We start from the raw sequence: 23,092 nt of genomic DNA, 5'->3' as shown, positions 1-23,092 counted from the left end.
AATCGAACGGGGTACAGGCATGGAGAGCGGGCCGGCGATCTTCGCGGGAGCGGCGTTCGCGCTGTTCGGAGCGGCACTGCTGGTGTGGACAGGAGCGCGCGTTCTGCACCGCGCCCCCGTGGCGCACGGTGTGAGTCCCGCGACATCCATCACGCTGGCGGCCACGGCGGGTGTGTCGTTCCTGGCCCTCGGCGTCTGGTGCTTCGGCCGGATCTGACCCCCGGCCCCTCCGGCACGGCCGGCGCCCCCGTCCGCCCGGCGCGCCCGACGAGTCCCACGCCGCCCGAAGGCCGCCCGATCCCGTCGGGATCCCGCCCGGGGTATGCCCTCCGCCGACCCCCGGGACCTGCGGTGAAGCCGCTCCCACGGGCCTGTGGCCGACCCCGTTCGTACGGCGCCCGGGCACCGTCCCACGCGGCGGGCGACCGGGTCCGGGCGGCAGAAACGTCCTGACTCGGGTTACCGTTCGAGTGGCCGTTGCGGTCTTTCGCCGTTTGACACGGGGGCGGGTTGTACCGTCACACTCCGCAGCGAAGCAGCGTCATAGCGGGGCATGTCCTGCCCCGCGGTGTCGTACTGCCGTACCGCGGTAAGGCGGTACGGGCCATCGAGAGCCGACCGGAGAGAAGAGCGAAGTTGTCCCCGACCAGCGAGACCGGACACGCCGGCCGCCGACTCGTCATCGTCGAGTCGCCTGCCAAGGCGAAGACAATCAAGGGCTATCTCGGCCCGGGATATGTCGTCGAGGCGAGCGTCGGGCACATCCGCGACCTCCCGAGCGGCGCCGCCGAGGTGCCCGAGAAGTACACCGGCGAGGTGCGCCGTCTCGGTGTGGACGTCGAACACGACTTCCAGCCGATCTACGTCGTCAACGCCGACAAGAAGGCCCAGGTCAGAAAGCTCAAGGAGCTGCTGGCCGAGTCCGACGAACTCTTCCTCGCCACCGATGAGGACCGCGAGGGCGAAGCCATCGCGTGGCACCTCCAGGAAGTCCTCAAGCCCAAGGTCCCGGTCCACCGGATGGTCTTCCACGAGATCACCAAGGAAGCGATCAGGGCCGCCGTCGCCAATCCCCGCCAGCTCAACAAGCTGATGGTGGACGCGCAGGAGACCCGCCGGATCCTGGACCGGCTGTACGGCTACGAGGTCTCGCCGGTCCTCTGGAAGAAGGTCATGCGCGGCCTGTCCGCCGGCCGCGTCCAGTCCGTCGCCACCCGGCTCGTCGTCGAGCGCGAACGCGAGCGCATCGCCTTCCGCTCCGCCGAGTACTGGGACCTGACGGGCACCTTCGGCACCGGCCGTACCGGCGACGCCTCCGACCCCTCCGCGCTGAACGCCCGCCTGTCGGCCGTCGACGGCCGCAGAATCGCCCAGGGCCGCGACTTCGGCCCGGACGGTCGGCTCAAGTCCGACCAGGTGCTGCATCTGGACGAGGCCAACGCCCACGCGCTGGCCGCCGCCCTCCAGAACGCGTCGTTCGCCGTCCGCTCGGTCGAGTCGAAGCCGTACCGCCGCTCCCCGTACGCCCCCTTCCGTACGACGACGCTCCAGCAGGAGGCCTCGCGCAAGCTGGGCTTCGGGGCCAAGTCGACGATGCAGGTCGCCCAGAAGCTGTACGAGAACGGCTTCATCACCTACATGCGTACGGACTCCACGACCCTGTCCGCCACCGCCGTCTCGGCGGCGCGGGCGCAGGTCACACAGCTGTACGGGGCGAGCTACCTGCCCGACAAGCCGCGTACGTACGCCGGCAAGGTCAAGAACGCGCAGGAGGCGCACGAGGCGATCCGTCCCTCGGGCGACCGCTTCCGTACGCCCGCCGAGACCGGCCTGACCGGCGACCAGTTCCGGCTCTACGAGCTGATCTGGAAGCGGACCGTCGCTTCCCAGATGAAGGACGCGGTCGGCAACAGCGTCACCGTCAAGATCGCGGGCACGTCCAGCGACGGCCGGGACGCCGAGTTCTCCGCGTCCGGCAAGACGATCACCTTCCACGGCTTCATGAAGGCCTATGTAGAAGGCGCCGACGACCCGAACGCGGAACTCGACGACCGCGAGCGCCGGCTGCCGCAGGTCGCCGAGGGTGACGCGCTCACCGCCGAAGAGATCACCGTCGACGGCCACGCCACCAAGCCGCCGGCCCGCTACACCGAGGCGTCGCTGGTCAAGGAGCTGGAAGAGCGCGAGATCGGCCGTCCTTCGACGTACGCGTCGATCATCGGCACGATCCTCGACCGCGGCTACGTCTTCAAGAAGGGCACGGCGCTCGTCCCGTCGTTCCTGTCCTTCGCCGTGGTGAACCTGCTGGAGACGCACTTCGGCCGGCTCGTGGACTACGACTTCACCGCGCGGATGGAGGACGACCTCGACCGCATCGCGCGGGGCGAGGCCCAGTCCGTGCCGTGGCTCAAGCGGTTCTACTTCGGCACCGGTGACGGCCCCGAGGGCGCGACGGACACCGCGACCGCCGCTGCCGCGGCCGGTAACGGCGACGGCGACCACCTCGGCGGGCTCAAGGAGCTCGTCACGGACCTCGGCGCCATCGACGCCCGCGAGATCTCGTCCTTCCCGATCGGCGACGGCATCATGCTGCGCGTCGGCCGCTACGGCCCCTACGTCGAGCGCGGCGAGAAGGACGCGGAGGGCCACCAGCGCGCCGACGTCCCCGAGGACATGGCGCCCGACGAGCTGACGGTCGAGTACGCGGAGGAGCTGCTTGCCAAGCCCAGCGGCGACTTCGAACTCGGCGTGGACCCGCAGAGCGGGCACCAGATCGTGGCGAGGGACGGCCGCTACGGCCCGTACGTGACCGAGGTCCTGCCCGACGGCACCCCGAAGACCGGGAAGAACGCCGTCAAGCCGCGGACCGCCTCGCTGTTCAAGTCGATGTCGCTCGACACGGTGACGCTGGCTGACGCGCTCAACCTGATGTCGCTGCCGCGCGTCGTCGGTACGGACGCCGAAGGCGTCGAGATCACCGCGCAGAACGGCCGCTACGGCCCGTATCTGAAGAAGGGCACCGACTCGCGGTCGCTGACCGCCGAGGAGCAGCTCTTCGACATCACGCTCGACGAGGCGCTGGCGATCTACGCCCAGCCCAAGCAGCGCGGCCGGGCGGCGGCGAAGCCTCCTTTGAAGGAGCTCGGGACGGACCCGGTGAGCGGGAGCCCGGTGGTCGTGAAGGACGGCCGCTTCGGGGCGTACGTCACGGACGGCGAGACGAACGCGACCCTGCGGACCGACGACAGCGTCGAGGAGATCACGCCGGAGCGCGGCTACGAGCTGCTCGCCGAGAAGCGCGCCAAGGGACCCGCCAAGAAGAAGACGGCGAAGAAGGCCCCGGCGAAGAAGACCACAGCCAAGAAGGCTCCCGCCAAGAAGACGACGGCGGCGAAGAAGACCGCGGCCAAGAAGACGACGACGGCCGCCAAGAAGACCGCCACGAAGAAGTCGAGCGCGTCGTCCGGTACGAAGACGGACGAGTAGGACAGGAGCGGTCCGTACGGCCGCCTTACGGGCCTCCGTACGGAAGCGCGCGCACCGCATGACCGCCGCACAGGAACTCCCCGGAGACCTGTGCGGCGGTCGTATGTTCGGGCGGGCCTCCGAGGACGCGCGGGCTCCGGATAGGCTGGGCGGATGACGCGAGCCGAGCAGCCAACGGTCGTGAGCCCCACCTCCGACTCCGACGCACTTGCCGCAGACTCACGAGAGCGTGCCGTACGAGCCTTGTTGCGCTTCCCCCCGCTTCGGCGGTTGTGGGGCGCACAGCTCGTGGGCAGCATCGGCGATGCACTCGCCCTGCTCGTGCTTCTGCTGCTGTCGTTGCAGGCGGCGGTCGCCGAGGGCTCGTTCGGGACGGGATACCGAGGGGTGGCCTTCGCGGTCGCCGCGGTCTTCGGTGCCCGGATCCTTGCCACAGTGCTCTTCGGAGCCGTACTCCTCGGACCGCTCTCCGCCCTCACCGCACCCGGGACCGGGACGCGGTCGAAGAGCGCGGGGAGTGCCAAGAGCGGCGCTGGGCAGACCACCGAGACGAAGGCCGGTGCGACGGCCGACACCACGACCGGCGCCAAGGGCGGTCCGCTGGACCGCCGCTGGACGATGATCGGGGCCGACGGCGTACGCCTCGTGCTGCTCATCATCGCGCCCCTGTGGCTCGACTGGAGCCCCGACAACGCACTGCCCATCCTTCTCAGTACGGTCTTCGTCGTCGGCGTCGCCGAACGCTTCTGGACAGTGGCCAAGGAGAGCGCGGCGCCCGCCCTGCTCCCCGCCCCGCCGCCGGAAGGCGCCGCCGTACGCCCGCTGCCCGACCACCTCGACGCGCTGCGCCGGCTCTCGCTGCGCACCGGCTTCGTCGCGATCCCGCTGGCCGCCGCCGCCCTGCTCGTCGTCACGCTGATCGGCAACCTGCTGGGCACGGGCATCGAGTGGTTCTCGCTGCACCAGGCGGCCCTCGGCTCGTACGTCGCGGCCGGCCTGTTCGCCGCCTCCGTGTCGACCCTGTTCATGCTGGAGCTGCCCGGCGGCCCCACCCCGCGCCCGCGCTCGCCGCTCGAAGGCCTGCGCCGACCGGAGACCGGCACCGGACCCGACAAGGGCCGTACGGGCGCGGTGCCGCTGCTCGTCGCCGCCTGCGCGGCCGTCGCCGCGGCCATCGCGTCCGCCACCGCCGTCTCCGTACTGCACGCCAAGGACCTGGGCGGCGGGCCGGTCGCCTTCGCCCTCCTGGTGCTCGCTCTGACGGGCGGCACGGGAATCGGCATCCGAGGCGCCGCGAAGGTGCTGCCTGGACTGTCCCGGCGCAGGCTGCTCGCACTGGCGATCGCCGTCACCGGTGTCGCGCTGCTGGCCATGGGACTCGTCCCGGACACGGCGACCGTGCTGTTCGTCGCGGTGCTCGCCGGTGTGTCCGCCGGTGTCGCGGCCAACACCGGCCACGGGCTGATCGACCAGGAGACCGAGGAGTACCGGCGCGGCCGGCAGACCGACCATCTCCAGGCCGTCGTACGTGTCTTCGTGGCGCTCGGCGCCGTGGCGGCGCCCGTCCTGGCCGCCGCGATCGGACCGCACCGGCTGGCCTCCGGAGACTTCGTCTTCGCGCACGGCGGCGCCGCCTTCACACTGATGCTGGTCGGCGCGCTGCTGCTGCCCGTGGCGGCCGTCGTACTCGCCAAGACCGACGACCGGTCGGGCGTACCGCTGCGGCGTGATCTGCGTGACGCGCTGCGCGGCGGCGCCGACCCGGTGCAGACACAGGCGGCGAACGGTTTCTTCCTCGCTGTCGAGGGCGGCGACGGGGCCGGGAAGTCGACCCAGGTCGAGGTGCTGGCGGAGTGGATCCGCGCCAAGGGCCACGAGGTCGTCGTGACCCGCGAGCCCGGCGCGACGCCCGTGGGCAAGCGGCTCCGGTCGATCCTCCTGGACGTGTCGAGCGCCGGTCTGTCCAACCGCGCGGAGGCGCTGCTGTACGCGGCCGACCGTGCGGAGCACGTCGACACGGTCGTGCGCCCCGCCCTGGAGCGCGGCGCGATCGTCATCTCCGACCGCTACATCGACTCCTCCGTGGCCTACCAGGGCGCCGGGCGTGATCTGGCGCCGACCGAGATCGCCCGTATCTCGCGCTGGGCCACGGACGGTCTCGTACCTCATCTGACGGTGCTGCTCGACGTCTCGCCCGAGGCGGCGCGCGAGCGGTTCACGGAGGCACCGGACCGGCTGGAGTCCGAGCCCGTCGAATTCCATCAGCGGGTACGGGACGGCTTCCTCACGCTCGCCGCCTCCGACCCCGGCCGCTACCTGGTCGTGGACGCTGCGCAGGAGCCCGAGGCCGTCACCACCGTCGTACGGCACCGGCTCGACCAGATGCTGCCGCTCTCCGCCGCCGAGGTGAAGGCGCAGGAGGAGGCGCGGAAGGCCGCCGCCGAGGAGGCGCGGCGCCGGGCCGAGGAAGAGGCGGCGCGGAAGGCCGAGGAGGAGCGCCAGGAGCGCGAGCGGCAGGCGCAGCTCGCCAAGCTCCGGGCCGAGGAGGAGGAGCGCAAGCGCCGCGAGCTGGAGGAGGCGCGGCAGCGCGAGGCCGACCGGCAGGCGATGGAGGCGAGGGAGCGGGCCGAGGAGGCGCGCAGGCTCGCCGAGGAGGAGCGCGTACGGCGCGAGGCCGAGGACGCGACGCGGCGCGCGGAGCAGGAGCGGCTGCGGCGGCTCGCCGAGGAGGAGAGCCGGCTCAGGGCCGAGGCGGAGGAGCGTCGGCGCGAGAAGCAGCGCCGGGCCGAGGAGTCGCTGCTGCGGGCCGAGGAGGCGCGCCGGCTGGCGGAGGCCGCCGAGGCGGCCGCGAAGGCCGAACGTGCCGAGTCGGCGAGTGAGTTGACCGTTCCGACACCGGTCGTGAAGCCGTTCGAGGGTACGGCCGGGGAGAAGCGGGTGGTCGCCCCGGACGACGCGACGCAGGAGGTGCCGACGCCGAAGGGTGGCGAACCGGCCGGCGTCGACAACGACGAGACGCGGGTGATCCCGAAGGTTCCGGACCCGGCGGACGGGTCGGGAGCTTCCGAGTCGGGTTCGCAGTCGTCGGGATCGGGATCGGGTTCGGGTTCCGGGTCGGACCGGGCGGTCGACGAGACGGCCGTACTGCCTCCGGTACGGGACGTGCCCGACGTTCGCGAGGGGTCCGAGGCGCGGCCCGAGGCACGTGCGGCGGACGAGACCGCCGTACTGCCGCCCGTACGGGACGCGGATCCGGCCGACCGCGTGCCGCCCGGCTACTTCCGGGAGGGCGCGCAGGAATCGCCGCCCGCGCCGGCCACCTCCGCGGGGGACGACCGGACGCGTGAGATGCCGCAGGTCGACCCGGAGCGGCCGGCACGGCGGCGTTCGGACTGGGCGGAGGAGACCCCGCTGGACGACCTTCCGTCGCTCGCGGACGAACTGCTCGGCCCGCACGACGATGACGACGACAAGGGTGGGGCGCGCGGCGGTCGCGGCCGCTGAGGTGATTCGGGCCCCGGCTGACGGCCGGCGCCCGAATGTCGGTCTCCGCCCAGGTGGGACGGGATTGTCAGACCCTGGCCCCACAATGGATCCCGGAAGTCGGCAGCCGGTCCCGATCCCGGTCCGGATGCCGAAGCACGTAACTCGGAGGCGGTGACGGCGCATGACCGTATGGGACGACCTGGTCGGGCAGGACCGCATCGCCGACACGCTCACCGCGGCCGCCCGTGACGCGGACGCCCGTGTCACGGCCGAGTCCTCGGGCACCGCGCCGCCCGAGGCGACGAAGATGACGCACGCGTGGCTGTTCACCGGCCCGCCGGGCTCCGGCCGCTCCACCGCCGCCAGGGCCTTCGCCGCCGCCCTCCAGTGCACCAGCCCGGACCGCGCGATGGGCGGCACACCGGGCTGCGGGTTCTGCGACGGCTGCCACACGAGCCTGATCGGTACGCACGCGGACGTCGAGGTGGTCCGCACAGACCTGCTCTCCATCGGCGTCAAGGACACGAGGGAGCTGGTCCGCCGGGCCCAGCTCTCCCCGGCGGTCGGACGGTGGCAGGTCATCGTCCTCGAAGACGCCGACCGCCTCACCGAGGGCGCGGGCAACGTCCTGCTCAAGGCCGTCGAGGAGCCCGCGCCCCGCACGGTCTGGCTGCTCTGCGCGCCCTCCCTGGAAGACGTCCTGCCCACGATCCGCTCCCGCTGCCGCCATCTCACGCTCCGTACGCCACCGGTGGACGCCGTCGCGGACGTCCTGATGAGGCGCGACGGCGTCGAGCCGGAGGCCGCCGCCGCGGCGGCGCGCGCCACCCAGGGGCACATCGGCCGCGCCCGCCGTCTCGCCACGGACGAGCGGGCCCGTGCCCGCCGGGCCACCGTCCTCAAGGTCCCGCTGCGCGTCGAGGACATCGGCGGCTGTCTCCGGGCCGCGCAGGAGCTGATCGACGCGGCGGGGGAGGACTCCAAGGAGGTCGCCGAGGGTGTCGACGTCAAGGAGACCGAGGACATGAAGGCCGCCCTCGGTGCCGCGCCGGGCGGCCGGATGCCGCGCGGTACGGCGGGCGTGATGAAGGAGCTGGCGGACCGGCAGAAACGCCGCTCCACACGTACGCAGCGGGACAGCCTCGATCTGGCGCTCACCGATCTGACGGGCTTCTACCGGGACGTGCTGGCGATCCAGTTCCGCTCGCGCACCGGGATCGCCAACGAGGACGTGCGGGACGCGCTCGACCGGATCGCGGGAGCGTCGACGCCGGAGGCCACCCTGCGCCGGATAGAGGCGATCGTGGCCTGCCGCCAGGCGCTCGACCGCAATGTGGCGCCGCTGCTGGCGGTCGAGGCGATGACGGTGTCGCTGCGGGCCGGCTGAGCGCCGTCACCCGTACGAGCGCGGAAAAGAGACACCCGCCGTGCGACGGTTAGGCTCCTCGAATGGACCTCAGGCGCCTCCTTCGTCTCTCCGCCACCGGGCTGGCCGCGGCCGGCCTGCTCGTCTCCGGCTGTACTTCCGGCGATTCGTCGTCGGGCGAGACGTCCCCGGAGTCCGGGGCACCGGCCGCGCTGAAGAAGTACTACGAGCAGAAGCTCGACTGGCGCGGATGCGGCGTGCCCGACTTCCAGTGCGCCACGATGAAGGCGCCGCTCGACTACGACAAGCCGGACGGCACCGAGATCAACCTGGCCGTCGCCCGCAAGAAGGCCACCGGCCCCGGCAAGCGCCTGGGCTCCCTCCAGGTCAATCCGGGCGGCCCCGGAGGCTCGGCCGTCGACTACCTCCAGGGGTACGCGGGCATCGGCTATCCGGCCCCGGTCCGTGCCCGGTACGACATGGTCGCGGTCGACCCGCGCGGAGTCTCCCGCAGCGCACCCGTCGAATGCCTCACCGGCAAGGAGATGGACGCCTTCACCCAGGTCGACCAGACACCCGACGACCAGACCGAGCGGAGCCTCCTGGCGGCCTCCTACAAGAAGCTCGCCCAGGGCTGTGCGAAGCGGTCCGCCGAGATTCTCCCGCACGTCTCCACCGTCGAGGCCGCCCGCGACATGGACATCCTCCGGGCGGTCCTCGGCGACAAGAAGCTGTCGTACGTCGGGGCGTCGTACGGCACCTTCCTCGGCGCCACGTACGCCGAACTCTTCCCCGAACGGGTCGGCCGCCTCGTCCTCGACGGAGCGATGGACCCCTCCCTGCCGGCGGAAGAGATGAACCGCGACCAGACGGCGGGCTTCGAGACCGCCTTCTCGGCGTTCGCGGCGGACTGCGTCAAGCAGGATGACTGCCCGCTGGGCACCGAGTCGGCGGCCGACGCCGCCCAGCGTATGAAGACCTTCTTCAACACCCTCGACACCGAGCCGATCCCGACCGGCGAACCGCGCAAGCTCGGCGAGTCCCTGGCCACCACCGGTGTGATCAACGCCATGTACGACGAGTCCGGCTGGCCCGGTCTCCGCGATTCCCTCACCAGCGCGATGGACGGCGACGGCTCCGGGCTCCTCGCCCTGGCCGACAGCTACTACGAACGCGAGGGCGACGGCTCGTTCACCAACCTCATGTACGCGAACGCGGCCGTGAACTGCCTGGACCTCCCGGCCGCTTTCAAGAGCCCCGCCGACGTCGACGCGGCGGTCCCCTCCTTCCAGCAGGCATCCCCGGTCTTCGGCACGGGCCTCGCCTGGGCCGGCCTGAACTGCGCCTACTGGCCGACCAAGGCGACCGGTACCCCCCACCGCATCGAGGCGAAGGGAGCGCCCCCGATTCTCGTGGTCGGCACCACCCGCGACCCGGCGACCCCGTACAAGTGGGCCCGGTCCCTCGCCGGCCAGCTTTCCTCCGGCGTCCTGCTGACGTACGACGGCGACGGCCACACGGCGTACGGCCGCGGCAGCGACTGCGTCGACACGGCGATCAACACCTACCTCCTCGAAGGCACCCCACCCAAGAACGGCAAGAAGTGCTGACCACCCCCCTCTCCCCACCCACGGGCTGGTGCGGGGCACCCATAAGAACCCTGTAGACTTGGCGCCGCTGCTGATGCGAACCTGACCGTGCGCGGACAGACAACTCTGCAGCTTGCCGCCTTAGCTCAGTTGGCCAGAGCAACGCACTCGTAATGCGTAGGTCTCGGGTTCGAATCCCGAAGGCGGCTCTGTGAAGGCCCCAGAACTCACTCGCCGTGATCTGGGGCTTTTGCTTTTCCGGATACGACGCCGTGCGCGTGCCCTCTGGAACGCGTCTTCCATACGCTGCATCGCGTCCTTCGATGACGCACCTCGAGGCGACGGAATGTCAGGAATCTGCTTTCACCGCGAGGACCGGACACGGCGAATCCAGGAGGATCCGCTGCGCCGAGGACCCCAGGAGGAGCTTGCCGACCGCGCTGCGGTGCCTCAGCCCGATCACCACCAGGGAGATCTCGGACGACCCCGCCAGCTCGACGATCTCCTCGGCGGCATCGCGCCCGCCGACCACCTGGCGTATGTCGAAGTCGACACCCAGCTCGGTCAGATCCCGTCGGACATGGTCGAGGTCTCTCTGCTGTGCGAAACCGCGGTCGACGTACGCGTCGCCTCGCGAGGTATTCATCACCAGCAGGGTCTCGCCCCGGGTGCGCGCCTCGTCGACTCCCGCGCGCAGGGCCGCTTCTCCTTCCGGCGTCGGCACGTATCCCACCAGTACCGTCATGGCTACCCCTTTCAGTTCTGTCGCTCGACGAGCGGACGCACGATGTACCGGCGGACCAGCGGCCAGACCAGTACGAGCACGATCACCGTGTAGATCACATAGGACACCGGTCCGCCCAGCAGACCGGACAGTTCGCCGCCCGACAGCTGAAGAGACCTCCGGCCTTGCAGTTCCGCGCGGGGGCCGAGGATGACGCCGACGATCAGCGGCAGCACCGGCAGTCCGAATCTCCGCATGCCGAAACCGATCAGACCCAGCGTCAGGAGGAGGAACAGGTCCAAGGGCTGGGCATTGACCGCGTAGGCACCCATCGACGCGAAGAACACGATCCCCGCGTACAGATAGGAGCGCGGTATTCGCAGCAGCCTGGCCCAGACCGGCGCGAGCGGCAGATTCAGCAGGAGCAGCAGCAGATTGCCGATGAACAGGCTGGCGATCAGCGCCCAGACGAGCTCCGACTCGCGCTCGAACAGCAGCGGGCCGGGCTGGATGCCGTACGACTGGAATGCCGCGAGCATCACCGCGGCGGTCGCGTTCGTCGGCAGCCCGATGGCGAGCATCGGCACCAGGGTGCCCGCCGCGGACGCGTTGTTCGCCGCCTCCGGGCCGGCAACTCCCTCGATCGCCCCCTTGCCGAACTGCTCGGGGTACTTGGTCAGCTTTCTCTCCGTGGCGTACGACAAGAACGTCGGTATCTCCGCGCCGCCGGCCGGCATGGCCCCGAAGGGAAAGCCGAAGGCGGTGCCGCGCAGCCATGGCTTCCAGGACCGTTTCCAGTCCTCGCGGCCCATCCACGGCACGCCCACGGGGACCACTCCCGCGGATTGACGCCGCAGATGCGCCGCCACCCAGAGGGCCTCGCCGACGGCGAAGATGCCGACGGCGACCACCACCACATCAATGCCGTCGGCGAGCTGGGGAACACCGAAGGTGAGCCGCTGCTGCCCGGAGACCGAGTCGATTCCGACAATGCCGATCACCAGTCCGACGGCCAGCGAGGCGAACCCACGGATGCGCGACGAGCCGAGTACCGCGGTGACCGCGATGAAGGAGAGCAGCATGATCGCGAAGTAGTCCGGTGCGCCGAGGCCGACCGCGAAATCCACCACGAGCGGGGCGACGAGCACCAGCAGCAGAGTGCCGATCGTTCCGGCGACGAAGGATCCGATCGCCGCGGTGGCGAGCGCCTGCGCCGCCCGGCCGGCCTTCGCCATCTTGTTGCCCTCGATGGCTGTGACGACCGAGGACGATTCGCCGGGCGTATTCAGCAGGATCGAGGTGGTCGAACCGCCGTACATGCCTCCGTAGAAGATGCCGGCGAACATGATGAATGCCTGGGTCGGCTCCATTCCGTACGTCACGGGCAGCAGCAGAGCCACCGTCATGGCCGGGCCGATGCCGGGCAGGACCCCGACCGCCGTACCGATGGTGACGCCGATCAGCGCCAGCAGAAGGTTCATCGGGGTGACGACGTGCGCGAACCCCTCGAGCAGATGGTTCAGGTTGTCCATCACAGGATTCCTTGCAGCACGCCGGCCGGGAGATTGACGCCGAGGCCGATCGCGAAGGTGTAGAAGGTGGTCAGCGACAGCGCCACCGCGATCGCCAGATTGCGAACGTAGTGCCGGTTGCCCAGAGCGAAGGCTGTTCCCCAGAACAGGAGGGCCCCGCTGATCACCCAGCCGAGGGGTTCGATCAACACCGCGTTGACGACGAACGCGCCGATCAACAGCAGAACTGTCCGCCAGTCGACCGGATTCGTCAGGTCGACGTCCTCACCGGCCTCCGGTTCGGCGCGACCGCCCCGCGCGACATCGACGGTGTACACCAGGGCGATCACCAGGAGCAGCACGCCGAGGAGCACGGGTACCGTGCGCGGCCCGACCGGGTCGGTGCTGCTCGTCGAGTGCGCGATACCGGTGGCGTCGACGATCACCAACACGCCCAACAGGGCGAGGAACGCGCACACACCGTACTGTGCGCGGTCCCCGCCGGGGGACCGGCGGGAACCCGAGTCGGTGTCCGTGTTGACGTCCAGGCTCATGCCAGACCGAGCTCTGCGAGGATGTCGGCGACAGCCTTGTCCTGGTTCGTCAGGAAGTCGGCGAACGCGTCGCCTGTCATGAAGGCGTCGGTCCAGCCGTGCTTGGTCAGCTCGGCCTCCCACTCCTTGGAGTCGTGCATCGCCGTCAGCGAGTCGACCCAGACCTTCGTGTCGGCGTCGCTGATGCCGGGCGGGGCGACGATTCCGCGCCAGTTGGTGAAGACCATGTCGATACCCGCGGACTTCAGCGTCGGAGCATCCTTGAGGGCTTCGATCGGCTTCTCGCTGGTCACCGCCAGCACCCGCACCTGACCCGCCTCGATCTGGTCGAGGAACTCACCGAAACCGCTGACACCGAAGGCGATCTTGTCGCCGAGGATCGCCGGGAGCAGCTCACCACCGCCGTCGTAACCTATGTAGTTGACCTTCTTCGGTTCGATGCCGACGGCCTTGGCGAGCTGCATCGGAAGCAGGTGGTCCGGTCCGCCGAGCGACGAGCCGCCGCCGACAGCGACGTTCTTGGGGTCGCTCTTCCAGGCCGTGACGAGATCGCCGATCGTCTTGTACGGAGAGTTCTTGGGCACGACGACGGCGCCCGCCTCCTCCACCATCTTGGCGAGCGGCGTGGTCTGCGAGAGCGTCGCCTTCGACTTCGAGGTGTACGCGGCGCCGACGACTCCCAGTCCCATCTGCATGGCGAGCTTGCCGTTGCCCTTTTCGTTCACCGTGCGCTGGAGACCGACCGTGCCGCCGGCGCCCGGAAGGTTGAACACCTGAATTCCGGACGCGATCTTGGCGTCCTCCATCACCTTGGCCGCCGTCCGCGCCGTGGTGTCGTACCCCCCGCCCGGGGTGTTGGGGACCATGATCCGCAGGCTGGTGACGGGCCCGTCGCTCTTGCTCGTCCCCTTCTTCTCCGCGGTGGCACCGCAGGCGCCCACCGCGAGCATGGACATGGCGGCCAGGGCACTGACGACGGTGGCTCTTCGAGTTCTCATGGCTTGTCTCTTTCTCTTCCGGCAGTCGGAGGCCATGATTGTGCGACTCGCCGGATACCACGTCTGTGTTGTGTCGGCATTGAAGATTGAGTTAATTGTGGTCGTCACATTTCGCCGCCATACCCTCGCGGGCGAGCTGTTGGTACTCCAGCTCGCCATCGTCGTCGTGGTGCTGCTGGCGGTCGCCGCCGTCTCGCTGGCCCAGTCGGAAGCGACCTTCGACCGGGTCGAAGGACGCCGTGTCACCGCGCTGGCCGAGCAGCTGGCCGGCAACCCCTTGGTGTCCAGCCAGCTCGGCCGACCGGCGCCGGGCGAGACGCTCGCCCCGCTCGTCCAGGCCACGCGGACCCAGTCCGTCGTCACCTCCGTGACGGTCGCCGACAGCCGCGGCAGGATCGTCAGCTCCACGAATCCCACGCTGATCGGTACACAGCTGTCGCTCGGCCCCGGCGTCGCCGAGGCCCGCGGCTGGTCGGGCGACCTGGTCCTGGACGGTGCCCACCAGATGGTGGCCCAGGTGCCGGTGCTCAAACCGGCTCAACCCGATCTCGGCCGGCATCTCGGCATGGTGATGATCGGTGAGGCGTCACCGACGATCTGGCAGCGGCTGAGTGGCGCGTCGTCGTATCTGCTCGCCTACCTCGGCATCGCGAGCGGGCTCGGCCTGATCGGATCGTGGCTGCTGGCCCGGCGTACCAAACGCCAGACCCTCGGCTTGGAGCCACGCGAGATCGCGGGGCTCGCCGAGCATCGCGAGGCGATGCTGTACGGGATCGCGGAGGGCGTGATCGCCCTCGACCCGCAGTTGCGGCTCACACTGGTGAACGATGTCGGCAGGCGGTTGCTCGACCTGCCCGAGCACTGTGTGGGGATGAGTCTGGCCGACCTCCGGATCGAGGGCCGACTGCACGACGTGCTCGCCGGATCTCCCGGTGACACCGCCGAGCGGCGCGACGAAGTCGTCATACGCCGGGGCCGGGTGCTGGTGATGAACCGGATGACCGTCACCAAGGACGGCCGCAGGCTCGGCTCGGTCACGACCTTGCGGGACCGCACCGAACTGGCGCAGCTGGAACGCGAGATCGGATCATTCCGCAGCTCCGCCGAGCTGCTGCGCGCGCAGGCCCACGAGTTCGCCAATCAGCTGCACACGATCTCCGGGCTGATCCAGATCGGTAAGCACGACGAGGTGGTGCGGTATGTCCGCGCGCTGAGCCGGCACCGCCAGTCGCTGGACCTGACCCTGACCAGACGCGTCCGGGACATGGCTGTCGGCGCTCTGCTGACGGCGAAGTCCTCGCTCGCGGCTGAACGGAAGGTCGTACTGCGCATATCGGAGCACACGGCGCTCGACCGGCTGGCGCCGGAGGACTCGGTGGACGTGGCGACGGTGATCGGCAACCTCGTCGACAACGCCGTCGACGCCGCGGCCGCGGGCGACGACGTTCACGATGCCTGGGTTGAGGTCGAATTGCGGCAGGACGCGTCCAGCGTGGAGATCGTGGTGCGCGACTCGGGCCCCGGCGTGGCGCCCGAGCTCGCCCAGGAAGTCTTCTCACACGGCTTCACGACGAAGGCTGCCCAAGAGGGGGAGCGTGGCATCGGGCTGGCGCTCACCCGGCTCGTCTGCGAGCGCCGCGGCGGCGAGATCGCGGTGACCAACACGCCCGACGGCGCCATGTTCACCGCGAGGATGTCCGTCGGCAACCTGGCCGGCGCGATACCGGAAGGAGCCTCCCGATGATCGACGTACTGGTCGTCGACGACGACTTCATGGTGGCAAGCGTTCACCAGACCTTCGTCGAACGCGTCGATCCCTTCCGGGTCGTCGGCACGGCGAACACCGGCGAGCAGGCGATCACGGCTGTCGGCGAACTGCTCCCCGACCTGGTCCTGCTCGACCTTTATCTTCCGGACATGTTCGGCCTGGACGTCATTCCGCGCCTGCGAAACGCCGGGCACGACTGTGACGTCATGGTGATCAGCGCCTCGCGCGAGGTCGACGCGGTCCGCCGCTCCGTCCGCCAGGGGGTGGTCAACTACCTGCTGAAGCCGTTCGAATTCGACGACCTGCGTCCCCGCCTGGAGCGGTACGCCGCCCAGCGCAACAGCCTGCTCACCACAGTCGTCAGAGGCCAGGCCGACGTGGACCGGGTACTGACCGGGGCCGGCTGGCCGACATCGAGTGTCGCGCTGCCGAAGGGCATGAGCGTGGAGACCGCGGAGCTGATCGAACGCACACTGGGCGGTACCGACGGAACGCTGTCCGCCGCCGAGTGCGCGGCCCGCGCCGGTATCTCCCGGGTCAGCGCCCGCCGTTACCTCGAACACTTCTGCGACACCGGCCGCGCCGAGGTGTCCTTGCGGTATGGAGTCGCCGGCAGGCCCGAGCGCCGCTACGGTTGGCGCACCTGAGTTCGCTCTTGCCGGTCCCGTCGCCATGGAGCCAGTCCCTCCCATTCGTACAGCAGCGAAGGCATGGGGAGCAGTGACAGCAACGCGACGTGAGCCCGGCGCGTCTGTCGCCCCGGTCGCGCCGGTCGCGCCGGTCGCCCCGGTCGCGCCGGTCGCCCCGGTCGCGCCGGTCGCGCCGGAGCGTGGGCGATCAACCGGTCCTCGGCGCGGCACAACGATCAGTTGTGCGTGCCTAAGGTGAACCGGTGGACACCGAGGCACTGCGATCGTTCGTCCGGGCGGCCGGGCTCGGGCAGTTGAGGCGTGCCGCCGATGAGCTGGGCGTGACGCAGCAAGCGGTCTCCAAGCGGATCGCCGCCCTGGAGCGGGAGTTGGAAGTCCGTCTGTTCACCCGTACCGCCCGAGGGGTTGAGCTGACGCTCGACGGTCAGGCGTTTCTCCCCCACGCGCGGAGCATCGTCGCCGGTGTTGAGCGCGCCGTCGACGCGGTCAGGCCGGGCTCCCGCGCCCTTCGGATCGATGTACTCGGTCTGCGAAGCGCGCAGGCCGTCGCTCTGCACGACTACTGGCGGTCGCATCCCGAGACCGACCTCGACGTGGTGACCCTCCGGGTCGACGACCCGCGCGCGGCGGTCGCCGCCGTCGAAGCGGGCGATGTCGACGCCTCGTTCCGTACGGTCACGGCCCCGGAGACGCTGCCGCCCGGCGTGCGGATGATCCGCGCGTTCGACTCCCCGCTGGAACTTCTCGTCGGTCCGAGACATCCGCTCGCCTCCGCACCAAGCCTGACGCCCCTCCAGTTGCGCAAGCACCGGATATGGGTGCCGGGTATCGCGCCCCGGAGCGAATGGGCGGAGTTCTACGATCAGCTCGTCACCGAATTCGACCTGCGCGTCGACGCGGCGGGCCCGCACTTCGGAGACGAAGTACTCCTGGACACCCTCGCGGACTCAGCGGACGTGGCCACCCTTGTCGGGGCACGCGACCGGTACATCTGGCCGGCCAACCACGACCTGCGCCGTATCCCCGTCGTGAATCCGACCCTCGCGTACCCGCTCTCGCTCATCCTCCCCGGAACGAATCCACATCCAGGACTCCGTCGAATCATCACCCACCTGCGGAGCCTGCCAAGGCTCCCTGAGCCTGTCTGGCTGCCGTCCTGGGCGACGGCGCCAGGGCGCGGCGACGGCGAGTCCTGTGCCAGTCACCGGTAAACCAGACAAGGATCGTGGCAATGTCCAGCGACCGTCTCATGCGCATTCACAGCGCCGAGTTCCGAGCCATGGCCGACAGGGTCCTGCGCGCCACCGAGCTGACCTCCCGCCTGAACGTCCTGCCCTTCGACGACGAGGCGGGCAAGGCGGAACTGTTCGAACAGATCCTCGGCAAGCCGCTGCCGCCGAAAGTCACGATCTATCCGCCCTTCTACACGGACCACGGCCACCACCTGGAGCTCGCCGAGCGGGTGTTCATCAACCAGAACTGCACGTTCCTGGACTACGCCGGCATCCGGCTCGGCGAGCGCGTGATGGTGGGACCGAAGGCCACGTTCATCACCGTCGGTCACCCGGTCGATCCCGAGGAGCGGAGAGGGTGGTTGAGCGGCGCGCCCATCGATGTGGCGGAGAACGTGTGGATCGGCGCCGGTGCCACGATCCTTCCCGGCGTCAGCATCGGCCGTGACGCCGTGGTCGCCGCCGGGGCGGTCGTGACCGACGACGTACCGGCGGCGAGCCTGGTGACCGGCAGCAAGGCGACCGTGCACCGGCGGTGGTGACGGGGCCCTGCGGCACGGTTCCAGGGCGCTGAAACCGCTCTGAAACAGCGCTGAATGCGCCCTGCCGCACTCTCTGCGGCATGACAACAACGACTCCGGAATCACTCGCCATAGCGGCCGAAGGGCTGCACAAGTCCTACGGGGACAAGCTCGTCCTCGACGGCATCGACCTGGTGGTGCCGACCGGTACGGTCTTCGCGTTGCTGGGGCCGAACGGTGCCGGGAAGACCACTGCCGTGAAGATCCTGTCGACGCTGATCACCGCGGATGGGGGGCAGGCGCGTGTCGGTGGTCACGATCTCGCCGCGGACCCGCAGTCGGTGCGTGCCGCGATCGGTGTCACGGGGCAGTTCTCCGCGGTCGACGGTCTGATCACCGGTGAGGAGAACATGCTCCTCATGGCGGACCTGCACCATCTCTCCCGTGACGAGGGGCGGCGGGTGACCGCCGAGCTCCTGGAGCGGTTCGACCTGGCCGAGGCCGCGAAGAAGCCCGCCTCCACCTACTCCGGGGGTATGAAGCGGCGTCTGGACATCGCCATGACGCTGGTCGGCAGCCCGCGGATCATCTTCCTCGACGAGCCGACCACCGGCCTCGACCCGCGCAGCCGTCACAACATGTGGGGCATCATCCGCGGCCTGGTCGCCGGCGGCGTCACGGTCCTGCTCACCACCCAGTACCTGGACGAGGCCGACGAACTCGCCGACCGCATCGCGGTGTTGAACGACGGGAAGATCGCCGCCGAAGGCAGTGCGGAGGAGCTGAAGCGGCTCATCCCCGGCGGACACGTACGGCTCCGCTTCACCGACCCGGCCTCCTACCAAGGCGCCGCCGTGTCCCTGCGCGAGGCCACGAGGGACGACGAGGCACTGTCGCTACAGATCCCCAGCGACGGCAGCCAGCGCGAACTGCGCTCCATCCTCGACTGGCTCGACACCGCCGGCATCGAGGCAGACGAACTGACCGTGCACACCCCCGACCTCGACGACGTGTTCTTCGCCCTGACCAGCGCCACCAACTCCACGAGTTCCACCAGCGCCGCCGCCACCGCCGCCACCCTCGGCGTCCCCGGCCAGTCCTCCAAGGAGAACACCCGATGAGCTCTCTCGCCCTCGCCGTACGCGACTCGAACACGATGCTGCGGCGCAATCTCCTGCACGCGCGCCGCTATCCGTCCATGACCCTGAACCTGCTGCTCACGCCGATCATGATGCTGCTGCTCTTCGTCTACATCTTCGGCGACGTGATGAGCGCCGGCATCGGCGGCGGTGGCGCGGACCGCGCCGACTACATCGCCTACATCGTCCCCGGCATCCTGATGATGACCATCGGCAGCACCGTGATCGGGGCCGCGGTCTCCGTCTCCACCGATATGACCGAGGGCATCATCGCCCGCTTCCGCACGATGGCCATCCACCGAGGCTCCGTGATCATCGGTCACGTCGTCGGCAGCGTGCTCCAGTGCGTGATGAGCGTGGTCCTCGTCGGAGCCGTGGCCGTCGCCATCGGCTTCCGCTCCACCGACGCGACGGTCCTGGAGTGGCTCGCGGCGTTCGGTCTGCTCGCGCTCTTCGCCCTGGCGCTCACCTGGATCGCGGTCGGCATGGGCCTGGCCAGCCCGAACGCAGAGGCCGCCGGCAACATGGCCATGCCGCTGATCCTGCTGCCGCTCATCTCCAGCGCCTTCATCCCGGCCGAGACCATGCCGGGCTGGTTCCAGCCGATCGCCGAGTACCAGCCCTTCACCCCCGCCATCGAGACACTGCGCGGCCTGCTCCTCGGCACCGAGATCGGCAACAACGGGTGGCTGGCGATCGTCTGGTGCCTGGCTCTCTCCGCCCTCGGCTACTACTGGTCCAACGAGCAGTTCAACCGCGACCCGAAGTAACGGCCATGACGGCACGGGCCGCCTCCCGCAACTCGTCCCGCCCCAGGGCGGCGTACTCCGACACCGCGTCGGAGTACGCCGCCCCGGCAGCGTTACCGGTGGCCGCGACCGCCTTCCGGGCGCGGTCCGCCGACATCGTCGGCTGGAACTCGCGTGGCGCCCGCAGCCGTTCGGCCAGCGCGATCATCCGTACGGCACCGGCACCGGCACCTTCACCTGCTCCGTCGTCGCCGTCTCCGTCGCCCGACGCGAGCCCCACCATGCCGAGGGCGTGCAACAGCGAGCCGAGCACCGGTAGTTCCATGGGCGAGCCGGACGGACCGGCGAGCAGGGTCCGCAGTCCCCGCCGGAGCCGGTCGACCGGCCGCGCGACCAGTTCGACACGGCCCGCGTGCGCGTGCGCCGTCACCGCCGCCGACTGGATGTGCAGCGCCCACGGGTCGAGCCAGAGGTCGTTGTCGTCGTCCGCCGAGCCGGCCCCGGGCATCCGCTCCAGCGCGCCGCGCCACAGGCCGAGCCCCACCTCCGTCAGCCCGCGGGCGAGGGCGATCTCCGCGCGCCCGCCGAGGCCGGACCGGTAGATGGCGTCCTCCTCCGGTACGTTGTCGCTCTCCGCCTGGCGCAGCCAGTACTCGGCCTCGTCGGGGTCGTCTCGCTGCAGGCACGCCAGGACGAGGCTGGTGCGGATGAAGAGGTAGTCGTGTCCGTCGCCGAGGCGCGGCACCACGTCGAGCGCCGCCCTGAGATGCTCGTACGCCTCCTCGCCGCGCCCCGTCCGCAAGCACAGCTCGCTCAGCCGGGAGTGGCCCATGAGCCGCATGGACGGATTGTCGACCGGGGCCAGTTCGGCGAGTATCCGGCGGGCCGAGACGAGCGCGCGGTCGATGTCGTGCTCGAACTCCCAGACGTAGGTGGCTATGCACTCGGCGACGCCCGCGACCAGCGGCTGCTCGCTCTCGCAGAGCCCTCGCAGCACGGCGTAATCGGGAGGCAGCATCTCGGGGATCGCGCCGAGCACCGCGGCGGTGGCGCGCATCAGCGTGTCCGGCGGGGCCGCGGGCAGTCGCCGGAGGACGACGAGCTGGCGTACGGCGACCGGGCCGTGGCCCATGAACAGGCCCGCCGTGCACAACGTCGCGGCGGAGCGGGTGACTTCGACGTACTGGGGCTCGGGGTAGTAGTGCGACAGCGGCGGGCCGGTCTCCGCGGCGAGCCCGGCGAGGCGGTGGAAGCTGGAGTCGGTGGACCACAGAGCGGCGAGGACGGCGGTGAGCGCGGCGACGGTGGGGCCGTCCGTACGGGCCAGGGCGTGCCGCAGGGCCAGTACGAGGTTGTCCTGCTCGGCCCTGATCCGCTCGCCGGCGGCGAGCGGATCCGCGTCGAAGAACCAGTCGTGGTGCGTGACCCCGAAGTCCCGCGCCCAGGCCAGGAACCGGTCGACGGCCTCCTCGTCCTCGCCCGCCTCCGTACGCCGGGCGGCGCTGAACTCCCTTACGGTCTCCAGCATTCGGAACCGCACACCGGACGGGGTGTCGGCGACGGTGAGCAGCGACTGGTCGGCCAGTTGCTCCAGGAGAAGCAGCGCGTCCTCGCCGAGGACCCGCTCCGCCGCCTCGCCGGAGAAGCCGCCGGGAAAGACGGACAGCAGGCGCAGCGCGGCCCTGGCCTCCTCCGCGAGGAGGTTCCAGCTCCACTCCACGACCGCGTACAGCGTGCGGTGGCGCTCCGGCACGTCCCGCGCCCCGCCGCGCAGCAGCGCGAACCGGTCGCCGAGGCGGCGGGCGATCTCCCGCACCGAGAGCACCCGCACCCGCGCCGCGGCCAACTCCACCGCGAGCGGCAGCCCGTCGAGGTGGCGGCAGAGACCTGCCACCGCGTCAGGCGGCAGCTCCACACCGGGCCGGGCGGCCCGCGCCCGCTGCGTGAACAGCTCGATGGAGGTGTCGAGGCCCAGCTCCGGCAGCGCGTACACCGCTTCCGACGTGAGACCGAGGGGCGCCCTGCTGGTGGCGAGCACCCGCAGGTCCTTCGAGGACGAGACCAGGGCCCGTACGAGATCGGAGGCGCCCCCTACGACCTGCTCGCAGTTGTCCAGGACCAGCAGCGCCGGCCCGGTGCCGAGGACGCCGAGGATGCCGGACACCAGGGCGGCCGGGCCGTGGCCGCTACCGGCGCCGGGCCGCCCCTCGCCCGTACCGAGCGCGGAGGCCACCTCCGCGGCGACGTCGGCGTCCGCGGTGACTCCGGCGAGCGGCACGAAGTACACGACCCGCTGCTCGGCCCGGCGGCTGACGGCGTGTGCGATCCGGGTCTTGCCCAGGCCGCCGGGGCCGACGACGGTGACGGCGCGGGAGGTACGCAACAGCCCCTGGAGGGCCGAGATGTGCTCGTCCCGGCCGAGGAGCGGGTTCGGCTCGTGCGGCACGCCGTGCCTGACCACCGGCGCCTCGCCGAGCAGCAACTCCTGCTGTACGGCCTTGAGTCCGGCGCCCGGATCGGTGCCGAGATCGTCGCGAAGCTCCCGGCGGTACGCCTCGTACCGTGCCAGTGCGGCGGACGGGCCCGTCGTCGCCGCCACGCCGCGCAGCAACTCGGCGAGCACTTCCTCGTCGCGCGGATGCTCCGAGGCGGTCGCGTCCAGCGGACCGGCCGCCTCCGCGTGCCGTCCCAGACGCGCGAGCGCGAGCGCCCGCGCGCGGACGAGGGCCCCGCGCACCGGCTCACGCTCGGTGCGCAGCGCGAACACGGGATCGTCGGTGTCGCCGGCTCCGTCGGGCGTGCCCTCCCACAGCGCGAGCCCGGCCTCGGCCGCGGCGAGGGATCCCGCGTAGTCCCCGGCCCTGGCCCGGTCCGCGCCCGCGGCGGCGTGCAGCAGCAGGGCGGAGGTGTCGACCTGGTCCTCGGCGAGGGTGAGCCGGTATCCGGTCGGCGTGCTCGCGATGAGATCGGCGCCCAGCTGCGCCCGCGCGCGGGACACGAGGACCTGGAGCGCCCGTCCGGGCCGCTCGGGCAACTCGTCCGGCTGCCACAGCCCTTCCACCAGCCGCTCGGTGCTGCAACCCGTACGCAGGTCGCCCGCGAGCAGCGCGAGGAGCCCGCGGAGCCGGGGCGCGGTGACCTCGTGCCCGCGATGGGCGACACGTGGCAGCAGGGTCAGGTCGGTAGTCACCCGTGCAGATTAGCCAAGGCACCATCGGGTGGAACTGCCGCTGCCGCCGCCGGCCCGCTGCGCCTGCCTCTCGTAGAACGCATAGAACCCGTCTCCGAACCTTCGGAATCGAGGTTCGAAGACGGGTTC

16 protein-coding genes and 1 tRNA gene are annotated in these 23,092 nt (G+C 70.6%); 12 read left to right on the top strand and 5 right to left on the bottom strand.

What is annotated here, in order from left to right; translation table 11 throughout:
* Positions 1-19: 19 nt before the first annotated feature.
* From ACFWHU_RS17295 to ACFWHU_RS17270, 6 genes are all read left to right on the top strand, one after another.
* Positions 20-217, top strand: coding sequence for a hypothetical protein (locus tag ACFWHU_RS17295; protein ID WP_385798430.1), 198 nt, complete (start codon positions 20-22; stop codon positions 215-217).
* 419 nt (positions 218-636) lie between these two features.
* Positions 637-3,486: a type I DNA topoisomerase gene (gene topA, locus ACFWHU_RS17290; RefSeq protein WP_387225449.1), complete on the top strand. Its 2,850-nt coding sequence runs from the start codon at positions 637-639 to the stop codon at positions 3,484-3,486.
* A gap of 153 nt (positions 3,487-3,639) precedes the next feature.
* Positions 3,640-6,990 carry a dTMP kinase gene (tmk, locus tag ACFWHU_RS17285; RefSeq protein ID WP_387225448.1) on the top strand — a complete coding sequence of 1,117 codons (3,351 nt, stop codon included), beginning with the start codon at positions 3,640-3,642 and terminating at the stop codon, positions 6,988-6,990.
* A 163-nt stretch (positions 6,991-7,153) separates the two neighbouring features.
* Positions 7,154-8,359 (top strand): DNA polymerase III subunit delta', encoded by a 1,206-nt coding sequence (locus ACFWHU_RS17280; RefSeq protein WP_385798424.1) that lies wholly within the window; start codon positions 7,154-7,156, stop codon positions 8,357-8,359.
* Positions 8,360-8,421: 62 nt separating this feature from the next.
* Positions 8,422-9,948 (top strand): alpha/beta hydrolase, encoded by a 1,527-nt coding sequence (locus tag ACFWHU_RS17275; RefSeq protein WP_387225447.1) that lies wholly within the window; start codon positions 8,422-8,424, stop codon positions 9,946-9,948.
* A 114-nt stretch (positions 9,949-10,062) separates the two neighbouring features.
* A tRNA-Thr gene (locus ACFWHU_RS17270) sits at positions 10,063-10,136 on the top strand.
* 140 nt (positions 10,137-10,276) lie between these two features.
* Here the strand turns inward: ACFWHU_RS17270 and ACFWHU_RS17265 are convergent.
* The 4 genes from ACFWHU_RS17265 to ACFWHU_RS17250 are packed head-to-tail and all read right to left on the bottom strand — an operon-like array spanning position 10,277 to position 13,714.
* A complete protein-coding gene (locus tag ACFWHU_RS17265) occupies positions 10,277-10,672 on the bottom strand; it encodes a universal stress protein (protein WP_385798420.1) in 396 nt (131 codons plus the stop codon).
* A gap of 11 nt (positions 10,673-10,683) precedes the next feature.
* Entirely contained in the window at positions 10,684-12,183 is a 1,500-nt protein-coding gene (locus ACFWHU_RS17260; protein WP_387225446.1) for a tripartite tricarboxylate transporter permease, read from the bottom strand.
* Positions 12,183-12,716: a tripartite tricarboxylate transporter TctB family protein gene (locus ACFWHU_RS17255; protein ID WP_381795421.1), complete on the bottom strand. Its 534-nt coding sequence runs from the start codon at positions 12,714-12,716 to the stop codon at positions 12,183-12,185. The genes ACFWHU_RS17260 and ACFWHU_RS17255 overlap by 1 nt, the downstream gene beginning before the upstream one ends.
* The gene (locus ACFWHU_RS17250) at positions 12,713-13,714 is read right to left on the bottom strand and encodes a Bug family tripartite tricarboxylate transporter substrate binding protein (RefSeq protein WP_385798414.1); all 1,002 of its coding nucleotides are present in this window, start codon (positions 13,712-13,714) and stop codon (positions 12,713-12,715) included. The genes ACFWHU_RS17255 and ACFWHU_RS17250 overlap by 4 nt, the downstream gene beginning before the upstream one ends.
* 97 nt (positions 13,715-13,811) lie before the next feature.
* On the opposite strand from ACFWHU_RS17250, the gene ACFWHU_RS17245 reads away from it, so the two are divergent.
* The 6 genes from ACFWHU_RS17245 to ACFWHU_RS17220 all read left to right on the top strand — a co-directional run bounded on the left by ACFWHU_RS17245 (position 13,812) and on the right by ACFWHU_RS17220 (position 19,794).
* Complete coding sequence (locus ACFWHU_RS17245; RefSeq protein ID WP_387225445.1) at positions 13,812-15,458, top strand: ATP-binding protein; 1,647 nt, start codon at positions 13,812-13,814, stop codon at positions 15,456-15,458.
* Positions 15,455-16,129, top strand: coding sequence for a response regulator (locus ACFWHU_RS17240; protein WP_385798410.1), 675 nt, complete (start codon positions 15,455-15,457; stop codon positions 16,127-16,129). Before ACFWHU_RS17245 ends, ACFWHU_RS17240 begins: the two co-directional genes overlap by 4 nt.
* A gap of 245 nt (positions 16,130-16,374) precedes the next feature.
* A complete protein-coding gene (locus ACFWHU_RS17235; RefSeq protein ID WP_387225444.1) occupies positions 16,375-17,343 on the top strand; it encodes a LysR family transcriptional regulator in 969 nt (322 codons plus the stop codon).
* Between the two features lie 20 nt (positions 17,344-17,363).
* Positions 17,364-17,906 (top strand): sugar O-acetyltransferase, encoded by a 543-nt coding sequence (locus ACFWHU_RS17230; RefSeq protein WP_385798406.1) that lies wholly within the window; start codon positions 17,364-17,366, stop codon positions 17,904-17,906.
* Positions 17,907-17,986: 80 nt separating this feature from the next.
* A complete protein-coding gene (locus tag ACFWHU_RS17225; protein ID WP_387225443.1) occupies positions 17,987-19,006 on the top strand; it encodes an ATP-binding cassette domain-containing protein in 1,020 nt (339 codons plus the stop codon).
* Complete coding sequence (locus tag ACFWHU_RS17220; RefSeq protein ID WP_387225442.1) at positions 19,003-19,794, top strand: ABC transporter permease; 792 nt, start codon at positions 19,003-19,005, stop codon at positions 19,792-19,794. Before ACFWHU_RS17225 ends, ACFWHU_RS17220 begins: the two co-directional genes overlap by 4 nt.
* Here ACFWHU_RS17220 and ACFWHU_RS17215 read toward each other — a convergent pair.
* On the bottom strand, positions 19,775-22,963 hold the full coding sequence (locus ACFWHU_RS17215; RefSeq protein ID WP_387225441.1) for an ATP-binding protein: 3,189 nt from the start codon (positions 22,961-22,963) through the stop codon (positions 19,775-19,777). The two genes, ACFWHU_RS17220 and ACFWHU_RS17215, sit on opposite strands and share 20 nt — an antisense overlap.
* Positions 22,964-23,092: the final 129 nt, after the last annotated feature.

This window comes from Streptomyces sp. NPDC060366 (genome assembly GCF_042725135.1).
Classification (GTDB): Bacteria; Actinomycetota; Actinomycetes; order Streptomycetales; family Streptomycetaceae; genus Streptomyces.
The sequence above is the reverse complement of the archived record's forward strand: the minus strand, read 5'-3'. Positions and strand labels throughout refer to the sequence as shown.